This is a genomic window from Siminovitchia terrae, from assembly GCF_003605405.2.
In the GTDB taxonomy this organism is placed as follows: Bacteria; Bacillota; Bacilli; order Bacillales; family Bacillaceae_C; genus Siminovitchia; species Siminovitchia terrae.
On record NZ_QYTW02000001.1, the window covers coordinates 446,166 to 459,971 of the forward strand.

Below are 13,806 nucleotides of genomic sequence, written 5' to 3' on the forward strand. Positions count from 1 at the left end.
ATACATCGGTTAAAGTGTATACAAATGTATATGAATCGTCAAATAAAAAACACATCACAATTGGTGATGTGCTTTAACGATGCTTTACAAGCTAACCTTTGCCTCAGCAATAATTCTTTTTACGATTTCAACAACCTTGTCTATATCCTCATTAGCTATTTCCCTGTGCGTAACAAATCTGATTCTATATCGACCAACAGAATTTGCCAAAACCCCGCGTTCTTTCAGTTTTTCAATAAAATGATCTGAATCCATTTCAAGCCCTTCAATGGAAAACATAATCATATTCGTTTCTACACCTTCTGCGTCAATATCAATTCCTTCTATATCGGCCAATCCTTCGGCAAGTTTTTTTGCATGGACATGGTCTTCCTCCAAGCGGGCAACCATTTCTTCCAATGCAACAATGCCGGCCGCTCCAGCAATTCCCGACTGGCGCATGCCGCCACCCAACATCTTTCTCCACTTTCTTGCTCTTTCAATAAAGCTTTTTGGGCCCGCCAAAATGGAGCCCATGGGGGCACTTAAGCCTTTGGATAAACAGAATTGAACGGTATTTACATATTTTGTTATTTCCTTGGGATCGACACCTAGACCAACTGCTGCGTTAAATAAACGGGCTCCGTCCAAATGGATTGGAATTTGATGCTGTCTTGAAATCTTGTAAACTTCCTCCATATAGCATAATGGAAGAATGCGTCCACCCGAATCTCCATGAGTATTTTCCAGACAGACTAAAGCAGTTTTTGGACAGTGAATATCATCCTCCCGAATAGCCGAAACAATATCAGAAAGCGGCATCTGTCCATTTACCCCTTTGATTGTTCTGGGCTGAACGCCAGCGATTGTGGAGAGACCTGCCACCTCATACTCGACAATATGAGAGTTTTCCTCCAAAATCACTTCATCCCCGCGTTGTGTATGGGCTAGCACTGCCACTTGATTGCCTTGGGTTCCGCTCGTTACAAACAACGCTGCCTCTTTCCCCACTCTCTCAGCGGCAAGCGCCTCCAAACGATTGATTGTTGGGTCTTCCCCGTATACATCATCTCCAACGGCTGCATCACGGATGGCATCTCTCATTTTCTCCGTCGGCGTTGTCACTGTATCACTTCTCAAATCTATTGGCATTTGCATGACTCCCTTCATATAAGCTCCTAATTAAATAGTAACAAAAACTAAAGATGATCACATGCCGTTTTTTGAAGGTTTTTACATAACTGTCGGCGAAATGACTATATAGCCTTGAAAGGAGAGAAGTATATTGGCAAAAAATGCATTGGATACCCTGAAAGAAAATACTACGTTGCCCGTTATCATGGCCCCGATGTTTTTAGTATCCAGCCCGCAATTGGTGATTAATGGCTGCAAATCAGGAATCATCGGCTCTTTTCCATTATTGAATGCCCGTACAGCGAACACTCTTGATCAATGGATGGAGAAGATCAAGTGGGAATTACAAGGGGGGAAATTCGCTCCATGGGCGGTGAATTTCATCGTACATTCTACAAACAATCGGTATAAGGAAGACTTGGCACTCATCGCGAAGCACCAGCCACCGATTGTCATTACTTCACTGGGAGATCCCAGTCCAGTCGTGCAGATTGTGCATGAATACGGAGGCCTAGTCTTTTCTGACGTTATTTCCATTTTTCATGCAAAAAAAGCAGCAGAAAAAGGTGTGGACGGACTTGTTCTTGTTTGCAGTGGAGCGGGTGGCCATGCAGGAACTATTAACCCTTTCGCCTTTATGGGAGCGGTGAAGGAATTTTGGAATGGAATCACCATTTTGTCAGGGGCGATTTCCAACGGCAGAGATATCCTGGCAGCACAGGCCATGGGAGCTGACTTTGCGTACATGGGCACCAGATTTATTACAGCAGAGGAAAGCTTTGCTTCTGCAGACTATAAAGAGATGATCATCGACTCCACGTTAGATGACCTGATCTATACAGATGCCTTCAGTGGAGTAAAGGCTAACTATTTGAAGCCGAGCATTAGAAAAACTGGACTGGATCCTGACCAACTGGAAAGCAAGGAAAAAGCAGACTTCTCAAAAATGAACTCAACTGGTTCAAAGGCCTGGAAAGATATATGGTCCGCAGGACAAGGCGTCAGCACGATCCATAACGTGAAGCCAGTAATGGAAATTGTGAGGGAACTGAAGGACTCATACGAACAGTCGAAGAATGAATTATACCATGGTAAAGTTCTTAGCTGGGAAACGAACGAAGTTAGTGAATGATTGTTCATTCATGTTTTTGAACATGAGCCACTTGGAAAAGGCAAGTCCCCCCCAGGTGGCTTTTTATTTATTTATAATGGGGAAAAAGAACCGGGACCTCCTTTACGTAGCTCAACATTTTCTGTTAAATAGCAAAGTGTTCATTAGTGAATCTACAATATAACGGTTTCTTTTAGTATTATTGGTTACCGTTTTTTAATGTTCATCCTTATTGCGGGCACTTATTCACTCGATTAGTTACCGGTTTTCGTGATTCTCCAGTATTAGGGGCATCTTTCGATGCTATTGATTCCACTTTTTGCGATTCATTCTCATAACAGGCACTTTACACTTGATTGGTTACCGTCTTACCCGCTTCCCCGATAAAACAGGTACCTTTCAATCTATTTTTTCAGCTCTGCAAATTGTTCAATTGAAAACCGTCCTTTTAAGCTTCACCTCTATAGTCATTAGCGAGATTTCTGCGAATTTATTTAATCAAGATTCGCTCCCCTCACATGTTCAGTTGCATTTCCTTTTTTCACATGCTATTATGCAAGTAATCACTTGCATCGAAAAGGAGTTGAAACTGTTGTCGTCACTCTCGACATCAGAGCGCATTCTGGATGCGGCTATACAGTTGGTCAGCGAAAAAGGGTATGCCGCAGCGACGACTCGTTCTATCGCTGAGCTGGCTGGGGTTAATGAGGTAACTGTTTTCCGCCATTTCGGAAATAAAAGAGGGATATTAAAAGCAATCATTGATAGATTTTCATATGGTCCCGTTTTCCAGAAAACGATTCAATTTGATATCACTTATGATCTAGAGACTGATTTGCTCCATTTTTCCAAGAAGTACTTTCAAACCATGCTTCCTGTCAAAGACTTGGTTCTGATCGCTTTCAAGGAAGCCGGGACATTTCCTGAGATTGATGAGGAGATTGCAAATGTGCCCCGCTTTTTAAAAGAGCAACTGGCAGGGTATTTCCAGGAAATGAAAAAAAGAGGGAGATTACTAGATATAAATGAAGAAGCAGCCTCCCTGTCATTCATTGCCCTTAATTTAGGGCATTTCATCTCTTACATCCGAATAGGATCAAAAGTTACTGAACTCGATATCCAGCAGCAGCTAAAAATTAGCGTATCCATTTTTTCTAGGGGTCTGACCCCCTAGAAAAAAATTCACATTGATTGCAAGCAAGTACTTACATTCAAAAAAGGAGGAACTTCTTATGAAAGGACTCAAAGCGCTTCTTACGTTAAGGGGAACGTATATTGGAATTATTGCAGCCGTCATGTTTCAGTTGATCTTTTTTTCTGTCTGGCTGACTGCATATAAGGGCGTTCAAGATCGAATGGACAACATGTCCATCGGAATTGTAAATGAGGATCAAAGCGGGAAAATGAATATTGCGGAGGAGCTTGAACAGCAACTCCCCTTCCAGGTAACGCAATATGATTCTTTTGAAAAAGCTTCAGATAAAATGAACAACCGAGAAATTGAAATGGTCATCCAGATACCATCTGATTTTACAACAACCTTACAATCAGGAGACCGCCCTTCCATCAATTACTGGATTAATCAAGCAAACGCCACTTTTAGTAAAACAATGATGGAGCAAGTTGCTAATCAAGTGAACAACGAGGTGAATGAAAAGGTATTCTCCTTTCAGACAACAGCAGGAGCAACGATATTTGAGCAGAAGCTGCAACAACTACCCTTGGAACAGCCGATTGCGCAAGCGCTTGGAGAGGAAGTGCAAACTGCGTTAAAGTCCCTCCACCCCGAACCGGTGGAAGGGATTATCAAGAAAACGAACGCTGTCAGTGAATTTTCAGCAAACCTTGTTCCTCTGATGGTGATTATTTCTTCGTTTGTCGGTGCTATGGTCATGATTATGCAAGTGAATGAAGCCGCCGAAACGATTCAATCGGCCTATTCAAAATGGAGTTTATTCCTCGGTAGACAATTGATTAATGCAGGCATGGCATTCCTATTGCCATTTTTGACCATCGGTCTAATGAAACTGTTTGATATCACAAGTCATGAGCCGATGTGGATGATCTACCTGTTCCAAGGAAGTTTATTTTTGGCATTCCTGATGTTCGCACAAGTTTTTGTGCTCCTTTTCGGGAATTACGGTATGGTATTTAACATTTTGGCGCTATCCCTTCAACTCGTTACTTCCGGCGTTTTGGTTTCAAGGGAACTATTGGGAAACGGGTATCATAAATTGGCGTCTTTCCTGCCGGCAACATATGGCGCGGATGGGTATTACTCCATCGTTTTTGGTGGAAATAGCGGTATGCTTACCCATGATATCGCGTACCTTTGGCTGGTAACAGGTGTCACTTTCATCTTAGGGATCGTAGCTGTTTCTGTAAGAAGGGATAAAATGAAAGTAAAGTCCCCACAGAATACAGCTTCGATGGGAATTTGATAGATTTCAAACTAAAAGGATTTCCAGTCACTTTTCTGGAAATCCTTCATTTATGTCGATTAACTGATTTAAGAGTTTTATATCCCGCAAAAAAGCATAAAGCGCAAGCTGACCAATACTAATTCCATCATCAATATTTCACACCCATTTAACAATGTGATGTTAATGGAAACATAAAGTTACCCTTCAGCAACGCCTTTCGTTAAGATGAATAAAGCTTCATTACTTAGCATAATGGTTGCTGTCATGCAATTGTAAAATCAGGCGTGAAATAAAATACTTTTCGCTGTTTCCTTCACAATGCTTGCTAGAGCTTCAACATTTTTGCTGGATTTAACGAAATGATATCGACAGTTCAAAATCAAGAATGATTGTTGCGGCAAATCCGTTTTCAATTATAAGCACCTTTATTTGCATTACACAACTTTTTTTCTAAATAGACTTTCTGTAATTACTTTTGAAACGAAGAAAGTTAATGAACCAGCGACGCTGAGAATAATAAAAACCAAGATGTCGCTCATATCCCTTGCAGTTAAAGAACGGTCCACAGTTAAATAAAGTAAGGCACTAACGAATATACCATATACTAACCCAAGAATTAAAAGCGAGAACAATCGCCGATTATTTGTATTTAAAAATGTTATTTTCAACACAAGTTCTCCAATAACCACCCCTACAGAACCCAATAATACAATAAACGGAAAATAAAAAACTAAATAAAGATTAAAGTGCTCATTAAAACTGTAATCATTGACCTGAGAACCTATGAAAATGGCTAGCACATTTAACAAAAAGAAAAAAAATAAGGTAAGAATATAAGTTATTAAGAAAGCAAATAAGGCAAGAATGCTAGATATTAAAAATCTCATCTGAGTTTAAACCCCCTTCACAAAGAAACTTTCCATTTCACAGGGTCATAATTAGGTAATAAATTGTAAAAACCATAGTTACGAGCTTAGTATACAGGCCGCATCAATTTTATGACAGAAATCCCAAATGTTAAAAATACTCATAAGAAAAATAAAAATTTCGAACCCCTGAATAATAAAACCTTAAAGATTCATCTCTCCTTACTCAAAAATTCTACACGATTTATCATAAATTTTTATATGATTTAAAAAATCCCTACTTAAGTTGTTTGTTCTTGGATTTTTTTTACATTACAACCAAAGAAATTTTATTTATTTTAGTCCGCTTCCCCTACTAATTTCATTAATATGGAATTTCACACCTAAAAAACCGCCTTTATTTATATGCACTTTAGAAAACTGAAGTCTCCGCAAAAACAAGTTCGATGAACATTTAAAAGGATTTCCAGTCACTTTTTCTGGAAATCCTTCATTTATGTTTTCTATTGTAATAATTTTAATTTTTTTAAAAAATATATTGAAAAACATTTTAAAGCACATTATCTTACCTAAGAAAGGAGAATTAAAATATGAAACTAAAAATCGAAGAATTACCTGAATCAAGAATTGCTTATTTCCGCAGGGTCGGAGAGTATGGTGGAAAGCAAAACAAAGAACTAATGAAATCTTTTAAAAAGTGGGCGGAGTTGAATGGTGTACTTGATCATTCTGCCATTTTAGGTATACCATGGGATAATCCGGAAATCATCCCTAAAGAAGAATGTCGTTATGATATTTGTGCTGTGATAAATAAAGATGCTCATATCGCAGAACCAGCTCGAGTTGGTAAATTTTCTGGTGGGAAATACGCTGTTTTCTTACTTGACCATACAGAGGATGCAGTCAGTGAATTTTGGCACAATATTTTTACAGAAATAGAAAAAAATAATCTATCAATAAGAGAACAACCCATTATAGAAAGATATACTCCACAAATGATTGAGCAACATTTGTGCGAAATATTAGTTCCTATACAGTAACGAAATAGAGTCACTCTCCCCTATTCAAAAGATGAACAACATACCTTTTATGCAATTGATGCAGTCAAACTACCTGAATGGGGTCTGACCCCAAGATTGGGGCTGTCCAAAAAGTCAGGCAAGAACCTGGCTTTCTGGACAGCCCCATTCAATGGAATTACATGCCCCTATTTTCCGTCATCGAACCGATTCCCTCATTAAATAGCGTTTCTTTATTTGGGTAGAAGAAAGCTCCAATATCACAGCGACAAAAAGGATCACATATGTGATAAATCCGACTTCCCGAAGATCAAAATAAAAGCCTGAGGCCATGAACAACTCAAACCCGATTCCACCTGCGCCCGCTGCAGCACCCATCGCAACGGCAACTGTGAAGTTTGTCTCAAATCGAAGAAATGTCCAAGATATAAGAGAAGTTGATGTGGATGGTAAAACAGCATTTGTAATGACATGCCACCAATTTGCTCCACTCGCCCGCATTGCTTCTATAACCCCGTCATCGAGATCCTCAAACGCCTCCGAATATGCCTTAACTAGAAAAGCAACCGTATGAAGCAGCATCCCCAAAACAGCGGCTTCTGCGCCAAGTCCTGCTGCTATCGCAAAGATAAGCACCCATAATACAGTGGGAACCGCTCGGATAAAAGCCATCACAATAATGATCGCATTCGCAACTGGCTTGGGTGAGAGATTTTTAGCTGCAAAAAAAGCAATGATCAAGGATAATATGGCGCCTATAATCGTAGCTAAAACAGCCAGGCCGATTGTCAAAGAAATTTGATGTAGAGCTTCTACGAAAGAAAAGTTATTGAGGGAAGGTTGTAAAAAGATAACCTTTAAATTATCCAATGTGGCGATAGTTGCTTCTACGAAATGAATGTCTTTATAGTCGAGTGTCAAAAACCCATAAATGGTTAAAATTGTTAGGACAATAAACGTTCCTGTCATGACAACCTTTGGTTTAGTCCATTTCGTAATTTTTATTTTTCCTGTACTGGTTGTCATTGTGCCAAAAGCCGGGTTGCTTTTTGCTGTAATCATTATAGAATAACCCTCCTAACATAGTTGGAAATCAGTTCAATCATTATAACCACAGCAATGATACTGAGCGTGATAAGACTGACCACGCTATAATTCATGTTCTTATAATATAAATCAAAGGCAAAACCGATCCCTGTCCCGGTTAAAATTCCAATCAATGTAGAACTTCGAATATTCGTTTCAATCATAAACAAAATCCAGCTAATGATCTGCGGGGAACATTCCGGAATAACTGCCTTTCCAACTACTTGAAAATAAGTAGCACCTGTTGCCTGCAGAGCCTCAACAGAACTTTTACTCGTCTCATCAATTGTCTCTGTAAATGCCCGGACTAAAAAACCTAATGTTGACAAAAACAAGGCAAAATAACCAGTCAGGGCATTTTGACCAAAGGACAGCAATAAAATAAGTGCCCATGCAACAATCGGGATATTCCTAAATACAGAGGCTATAAACCGGCTTAACGTACTGAAAAAATCGTTAACCTTTGTTGTCTGTGACCCTAATAATGCCAGTAATAATGCAAGGACACTGGCTGTAGTCGTAGCTGCAATGGACAAGAATATCGTTTCCATTAATTTATCCATGATGGAAGGCATCTTTTCCAACGCTTCATTCGTGATAAGCAGGTTCGATCCCATCCATTTAAAAGCCTCGGGTACAGATAAGAGGCTATGCATAAAATCGAAGTCAGTCAGATTGGATGATAGGAGTGTAATACCAATAATCACGAGAGCAAATATAGTAAGTTGCTGTTTCTTCTTCCTAAACACATCGATATTCATTGGTTCCTCCCTCACTCCATGATTAGATTGCCAGCCTCAGAACCGTAAATGCGATGAATGACGTTTGATGTCAGACCATCCGGGCTCCCATTATAAACCACCTGTCCACTGTTTAATCCGATGATTCGGTCTGAGTAGCGTTTCGCCACATCCACTTGATGCAAATTCACAATACAAGTAATGTTCATTTCCTTGGATATCCTTTGTAAATAGTCCATAATGACTTTGGAAGCATTCGGATCCAACGATGCAATTGGTTCATCACAAAGCAGTATTTGCGGGTGTTGTATAAGGGCACGGGCAATACCTACACGCTGCTTCTGCCCACCGCTTAACTGATCGCATCTTTTATATGCATGCTCCTTCATACCGAGCTTCTCCAATAATGAAAATGCATCCGCCTTTTCTTCTTCGGTAAACCTGCTCAACACACCTTGAAGAGTTGTTTTATAACCTAATCTGCCGTGTAATACATTTTCAATGACAGTTAACCGTGATACTAGGTTATAATGCTGAAAAATCATACCGATTTGAGTTCGATGCTTACGTAAACCCCTTTTGTTCAAAGACATGACATCAACATCTTGAAAAACAATTTTGCCATTTGATATATTCACCATGCGGTTTATACAGCGGAGCAATGTCGATTTACCGGCACCAGATGGCCCTATGATGGAAATGAATTCCCCGCGTTCCACCTCAAAGCTGACCCCTGACAATACTCGTTTATCTTTTTCATATTGTTTAGAGATATCTTTCACTGCTAACAAAGACATTAAAAAAACTCCTCAATTTGGATTTTGACTCAAACAAAAGAGCGTATAAACATTGGAGAAATACGCCCCTTTGCATCAATGTGTTTGTTATTTTGACAGTTCACGAATTGGATCAAACCATGCATCATCCGTAATGACAAATTTTTCTTTATCCGTTTTCTTGAAAAGACCGGCTTGTTCCGATTCTTCTGGAACAAAGATCTTTTCATTGTTTGCTACTTCGTCAGAAGTGAAGCCCTCTTGTATTTTCTCAAGATCTTCTTTACTTAAGCTCGACAGATTCGCTACAAAAGGTGCATTTAATACAGGCGTTACACTAATTAACGTGAATTCTTCACCTGGCAGTGTATTAAACGGCTCCTCTGCGTCTTCTTTCACCCGATAAACAGCACCTGTACGATTTTCATCTCCATCAGCGATTTCAATATAATTTCCAACACACGTATCACAAAACGCTGCAACATCAGCTCGTTTGCTTAGTAGGTTTACAGCCGATCCTTGGTGTGAATCACCATACATCACTTCTTTGAAAAACTTTCCGCCTTCCATTAAATCTTCAGGTGTCAGGTCTTTCCATTGATCTTGTTGGGAGAAATGCGCAACGATGTCTGTTGACGGTACTTTAAATCCTGAAGTCGAGCTGTTTGATACGAAAGAGAATTTGGAATCAACGATGTTATCGATAGAGAACTCACCACTCGTTTTATATTTTTCAGCATCTGCCGCCCTGACAGCCAGCCAGCTATAATAAACCGCGTCATCTAATGTTCCTGATGCACCACTTGGTACAACAACAGGCTCAACATCCTTACTCTTGTTTTTTGCTTCGATATATCCTTGTGCACCCATAAATGCTAATTCTGCATTGCCATTGGCGATAGCTTCAATTGCCACTGCATAATCCGTTGTCAGTTTATGCTCTACCTTTCTTCCAGTCGCCTCTTCTATTATTTTACCAATCTCGTCCCTGGCACCTTTTAAATCATTGCCGGATTCATTTGGATACCATACCATTGTAATGTCTTTTGAACTAGCTGACTTCTCACTTGAACAAGCTCCAAGAATCGCAGAAAGAAAAATTAACAATACGATTGATAAAATTGACTTTTTCATGATTCGCTCCTTTAGCTGAATAGTTCTATTTTTCCGTCAGAGATGACAACCAGCTTCCTGCTACCTTTATTCCCCCCAATCCAGATTGAAGAAATTCCACTTACCATTAATTCAAACATATTTATTGAGGGAATTCGGGCAATTTACATACTCTTTATTAATCTTTTACAATACCTAGATATTCGCCATGAATGTCTGAATGGCTGTTGTAGGAGAGTCGATATCTCCAATCTGAATCGGTGTGCCAAAGTCACCATGATAGTCACTTCCTCCGGTCAGGAATAAACCAAATTCAGCGGCATAGGACTCTACTTTTACAATATCTTGAGCTGTATGATCATAGTGGTTGCGTTCAATACCATCCAGCCCGTTTTGTACAAGCTCAGGAATCATGTCGAATGAATCTAGCTGGCCCGGATGGGCTAAGACAGCAAAACCCTCATCTGCTTTAATTGCTTTTACAGCATCATTGGCGTCTACATACTCAATGTCGCGGGCGCAGATCCCATCCCCTTTGAAGAACTTTTTATACATTTTCTTATAGTCCTCAGTAGAAAAATGAGCATCAGTCAAACAAGCCATGATATGCTGTTTGTAAATGGTTCCGCCTTGAGCCGCCCGCTTTTGGATATCTTCAAGAACCACTTGATAGCCGTTCTGCTGAAGCTGTTCCACCTGCCACAAAGAGTTTTCATGTCTTCTTTGAAGTAAAGGGCTGCATAGTCTTTGGATATGCTCCGCCTTTTTATCAAAGGCATAGCCCAATATATGAACCTTTCTATTCCTCTTAAAATCATAGGCTGAGATTTCAATAGCAGGAATCACTGTAATCCCCCTGCTTGCTCCTGCCTCCTGGGCATGCTCAATGCCCTGAACGGTGTCATGGTCGACAAGACTGATATGTGTAATCCCTTTTTGTTCAGCCATCTCCATGATTTCCTCCACTGTATTTGAGCCATCAGAGTAATTGGAATGCACATGCAAATCAGCTTTCATGCTCCTACTCCTTCCAAGCACTTCCCTTTTTGAAAGTCGAATACTTTATCACATAACCCTTCCATGAATTCCAGGTCGTGGAAAATGCCAATGAGTGTCGTTCCTTCATCTTTCAACTTTTCAATAGCCCTGCGAACCTTTAACTTTGAAGCATCATCCAAGCTTGCTGTAGGCTCATCAAGCAGCAATAACCGAGGCTTTTTCACAATGGCACTGGCAATATTTAGTCTGAGTTTTTCACCGCCTGAAAAAGTAGCGGGATAGTTATCCCACAAACCCGGATCTAAATCGAAATGAGTCAGGGCTTCTTCAGCAATTACTTTTGCTTCCTCTTGGGTCTTCCCCATTTCTAGTACGGATTGTTCGACTATTTCACGGGCAGTCGTTCTTGGCATGACACTTAAAAACTGTGAAACATAGCCGATTTCATATTGCCGTAAATAAATCATGTCTCTTTCCGATGCTTTCATTAAATCTATTTTTCCGAAACGCTCAGAGTTGTAAATAATCTCACCGCGCTCAGGTAAATATGTGCGATAAATCAGTTTCAAAATGGTAGATTTTCCGCTGCCGCTTTTACCAATTATTCCAATGAACTTCCCTGCATCCAATGAAAAGCTAATGTCATTCACTGCATGGATTCTTTTTCCAAGATGATGAATCATGAATGATTTATAGATAGATTTGACTTCTAGTAATCGGGACATTTATTCTTTCCTCCCGTTATGTTTTTTTATGAACTGTTCAATATCCAAGTGGAAATCATCCAAATGTTCTTTTATTTTTTCGTAAGGCCAGTCCCACCATTGGATAGCTTGGAGTCCCTCAATAACCTCAGGGGGAAACCTGTATTTAATCACTTTTGCCGGAACTCCTACAGCAATAGCATAAGGAGGGATGTCTTTTGTAACAATAGCTCCGCTGCCTATAATCGCTCCATTCCCTATCGTCACGTCCGGCTGGATAATGGCTCCATGTCCGATCCATGTATCATGACCTATGAAAGCTTTGCGACTTACCCGATGCTCAAAAAAATCATGATCATCCTGCTCGCTGAACCCAAACATTTTCTTGCGATAGGTGAAGTGGTGGAGTGACGGCCTTTCATAAGGATGATCAGTAGGGCCTATTCGTACCATTGCTGCGATATTGGAAAATTTCCCAATTACGGCATTTTGAATGAAGCAGAACTGACCAGTATAGGAATAATCACCAAAAATGACATTTTCAAAGAAGTTATACGTACCCACTTCATTGTATTTCCCAAACTCTACGTTTTTCAGCATCACATGGTCATGGATAAATGGCTCGTTTCCCAGCTGTACTTCTTTTGTATTCATCGATAATTCGTCCTTGTCATCAGTTTCCCATCTACGAGTGTAGCTGTAACCATAGGGAATCCATCATCCATTCTCTCAATAATGATGATATCTGCCTTCTTTCCTTCCTTGATGGAGCCGATTTGATCGTCCATCCGTACTGCTTTGGCCGGATTTAATGTGACAAGTTGAAACATCTCATGCAAATCTTGCCCTTTCTTCTCCCCGAGCAGAAAAATGGAGTGTAGAAGCGCTGGCGGATAATAATCACTGCACAAAATATCAATGGCACTTTCACGAATGGCTTCTGTTGCACATAGGTTGCCGGAATGTGAGCCCCCAAGCATGACATTCGGAGCGCCGGCAATTGTCCATAGACCCATTTCTTTCGCCTTTTTTGCCACTTCAAGTGTCGTTGGAAATTCACTGATAGTGGTACCGTAGCTCTTGACGAGGGACAGCTTCTCCAATTCATCATCGTCATGTGAGGCGACCGCTATATTTTTTTCCAAAGCCAATTGGCTTATTTCTTTAATTTGATCAAGTGTTAATTTGTCCTTCTTCATGCCGTTTGTGATGATTTCATCTATTTCATCATCTGTAATATCGTTATAGCCCTTTAATGTTTCACGATAGATTTCCAGATTCCGATATTGTCCCTGTCCAGGCGTATGGTCCATGAAGGATATCAGATGCACTTTTTCATCCTCTATATTCTGTACGAATGCATCCACCTGTTCAATGTTGTCAATTTCAAATCTCGCATGCATCCGATTTCGGATCAAATGCTCGCTTGTATGAGTTTCATTGATTGCATGAATGAGTCGGTTCACATTTTTCGGGTTCCGGATTGGTTTATGGCTGAAACCATCATCTTTATAGATTGAAAGAGAATGGAACATGGTAGTGATACCGTGACTGATCAAAATACGCTCTGCTTCCCGAATTCCCATATTGAAGTCCATCAATGTCGTTGGGCGAGGTGAAACAATTCCTTCTATATAATCCGAATGGATATCGACGAATCCTGGTGAGATGTAACCGCCGTTTGCATCTATTATTTGATAGCCTTTGTATGTTGCAGCCTCCTGTTCTGGTATAATCGCGACAATGCTGTCATGCTCAATCACGACTGCATGATTGTCGACAATCTGGTCCTCTAAAACAATTCGGCCATTCGTCAGTAAATACACAATATCCCTCCAATCAAATGTGCCTTGGCA

Annotated in this window: 14 protein-coding genes; 4 read left to right on the top strand and 10 right to left on the bottom strand. The window is 40.2% G+C overall.

The features are described from left to right. Nucleotides 1-84: 84 nt before the first annotated feature. Complete coding sequence (gene ltaE / locus D5F11_RS02105) at nt 85-1,131, bottom strand: low-specificity L-threonine aldolase (protein ID WP_120115809.1); 1,047 nt, start codon at nt 1,129-1,131, stop codon at nt 85-87. Nucleotides 1,132-1,264: 133 nt separating this feature from the next. On the opposite strand from ltaE, the gene D5F11_RS02110 reads away from it, so the two are divergent. The 3 genes from D5F11_RS02110 to D5F11_RS02120 all read left to right on the top strand — a co-directional run bounded on the left by D5F11_RS02110 (nt 1,265) and on the right by D5F11_RS02120 (nt 4,665). Further along, nucleotides 1,265-2,245 carry an NAD(P)H-dependent flavin oxidoreductase gene (locus D5F11_RS02110; RefSeq protein WP_120115715.1) on the top strand — a complete coding sequence of 327 codons (981 nt, stop codon included), beginning with the start codon at nt 1,265-1,267 and terminating at the stop codon, nt 2,243-2,245. A 571-nt stretch (nt 2,246-2,816) separates the two neighbouring features. Further along, a complete protein-coding gene (locus D5F11_RS02115; RefSeq protein ID WP_120115714.1) occupies nt 2,817-3,398 on the top strand; it encodes a TetR/AcrR family transcriptional regulator in 582 nt (193 codons plus the stop codon). A 58-nt stretch (nt 3,399-3,456) separates the two neighbouring features. Next, nucleotides 3,457-4,665 carry a YhgE/Pip domain-containing protein gene (locus tag D5F11_RS02120; RefSeq protein WP_120115713.1) on the top strand — a complete coding sequence of 403 codons (1,209 nt, stop codon included), beginning with the start codon at nt 3,457-3,459 and terminating at the stop codon, nt 4,663-4,665. 416 nt (nt 4,666-5,081) lie between these two features. On the opposite strand, the gene D5F11_RS02125 is transcribed toward D5F11_RS02120, so the two are convergent. After that, nucleotides 5,082-5,534: a hypothetical protein gene (locus D5F11_RS02125; protein ID WP_120115712.1), complete on the bottom strand. Its 453-nt coding sequence runs from the start codon at nt 5,532-5,534 to the stop codon at nt 5,082-5,084. A gap of 569 nt (nt 5,535-6,103) precedes the next feature. Here D5F11_RS02125 and D5F11_RS02130 point away from each other — a divergent pair. Then, nucleotides 6,104-6,553, top strand: coding sequence for an AraC family transcriptional regulator (locus tag D5F11_RS02130; RefSeq protein ID WP_120115710.1), 450 nt, complete (start codon nt 6,104-6,106; stop codon nt 6,551-6,553). A gap of 177 nt (nt 6,554-6,730) precedes the next feature. Here the strand turns inward: D5F11_RS02130 and D5F11_RS02135 are convergent, their stop codons facing one another. From D5F11_RS02135 to phnM, 8 genes are all read right to left on the bottom strand, one after another. After that, on the bottom strand, nt 6,731-7,594 hold the full coding sequence (locus D5F11_RS02135) for a PhnE/PtxC family ABC transporter permease (protein WP_120115709.1): 864 nt from the start codon (nt 7,592-7,594) through the stop codon (nt 6,731-6,733). Continuing rightward, nucleotides 7,594-8,379, bottom strand: coding sequence for a PhnE/PtxC family ABC transporter permease (locus D5F11_RS02140; RefSeq protein WP_120115708.1), 786 nt, complete (start codon nt 8,377-8,379; stop codon nt 7,594-7,596). Before D5F11_RS02140 ends, D5F11_RS02135 begins: the two co-directional genes overlap by 1 nt. A gap of 11 nt (nt 8,380-8,390) precedes the next feature. Continuing rightward, on the bottom strand, nt 8,391-9,155 hold the full coding sequence (gene phnC, locus D5F11_RS02145; RefSeq protein ID WP_120115707.1) for a phosphonate ABC transporter ATP-binding protein: 765 nt from the start codon (nt 9,153-9,155) through the stop codon (nt 8,391-8,393). Between the two features lie 87 nt (nt 9,156-9,242). Next, entirely contained in the window at nt 9,243-10,268 is a 1,026-nt protein-coding gene (locus D5F11_RS02150; RefSeq protein ID WP_120115706.1) for a PhnD/SsuA/transferrin family substrate-binding protein, read from the bottom strand. A 174-nt stretch (nt 10,269-10,442) separates the two neighbouring features. Continuing rightward, entirely contained in the window at nt 10,443-11,264 is an 822-nt protein-coding gene (locus D5F11_RS02155; RefSeq protein ID WP_120115705.1) for a PHP domain-containing protein, read from the bottom strand. Further along, entirely contained in the window at nt 11,261-11,971 is a 711-nt protein-coding gene (locus D5F11_RS02160) for a phosphonate C-P lyase system protein PhnL (protein WP_120115704.1), read from the bottom strand. The genes D5F11_RS02155 and D5F11_RS02160 overlap by 4 nt, the downstream gene beginning before the upstream one ends. Further along, a complete protein-coding gene (locus D5F11_RS02165; protein ID WP_120115703.1) occupies nt 11,972-12,604 on the bottom strand; it encodes an LbetaH domain-containing protein in 633 nt (210 codons plus the stop codon). It abuts the gene before it with no gap. Then, on the bottom strand, nt 12,601-13,776 hold the full coding sequence (gene phnM / locus D5F11_RS02170) for a phosphonate metabolism protein PhnM (RefSeq protein ID WP_120115808.1): 1,176 nt from the start codon (nt 13,774-13,776) through the stop codon (nt 12,601-12,603). The genes D5F11_RS02165 and phnM overlap by 4 nt, the downstream gene beginning before the upstream one ends. Nucleotides 13,777-13,806: the final 30 nt, after the last annotated feature.

Bases quoted from the DNA above. Each gene is read 5' to 3' on its own strand.
- D5F11_RS02160 (WP_120115704.1), bottom strand. From the start codon at position 11,971: ATGTCCCGATTACTAGAAGTCAAATCTATCTATAAATCATTCATGATT.
- D5F11_RS02125 (WP_120115712.1), bottom strand. From the start codon at position 5,534: ATGAGATTTTTAATATCTAGCATTCTTGCCTTATTTGCTTTCTTAATA.
- D5F11_RS02165 (WP_120115703.1), bottom strand. From the start codon at position 12,604: ATGAATACAAAAGAAGTACAGCTGGGAAACGAGCCATTTATCCATGAC.
- D5F11_RS02135 (WP_120115709.1), bottom strand. From the start codon at position 7,594: ATGATTACAGCAAAAAGCAACCCGGCTTTTGGCACAATGACAACCAGT.
- D5F11_RS02120 (WP_120115713.1), top strand. From the start codon at position 3,457: ATGAAAGGACTCAAAGCGCTTCTTACGTTAAGGGGAACGTATATTGGA.
- D5F11_RS02140 (WP_120115708.1), bottom strand. From the start codon at position 8,379: ATGAATATCGATGTGTTTAGGAAGAAGAAACAGCAACTTACTATATTT.
- ltaE (WP_120115809.1), bottom strand. From the start codon at position 1,131: ATGCCAATAGATTTGAGAAGTGATACAGTGACAACGCCGACGGAGAAA.
- phnC (WP_120115707.1), bottom strand. From the start codon at position 9,155: ATGTCTTTGTTAGCAGTGAAAGATATCTCTAAACAATATGAAAAAGAT.
- D5F11_RS02150 (WP_120115706.1), bottom strand. From the start codon at position 10,268: ATGAAAAAGTCAATTTTATCAATCGTATTGTTAATTTTTCTTTCTGCG.
- D5F11_RS02130 (WP_120115710.1), top strand. From the start codon at position 6,104: ATGAAACTAAAAATCGAAGAATTACCTGAATCAAGAATTGCTTATTTC.
- D5F11_RS02155 (WP_120115705.1), bottom strand. From the start codon at position 11,264: ATGAAAGCTGATTTGCATGTGCATTCCAATTACTCTGATGGCTCAAAT.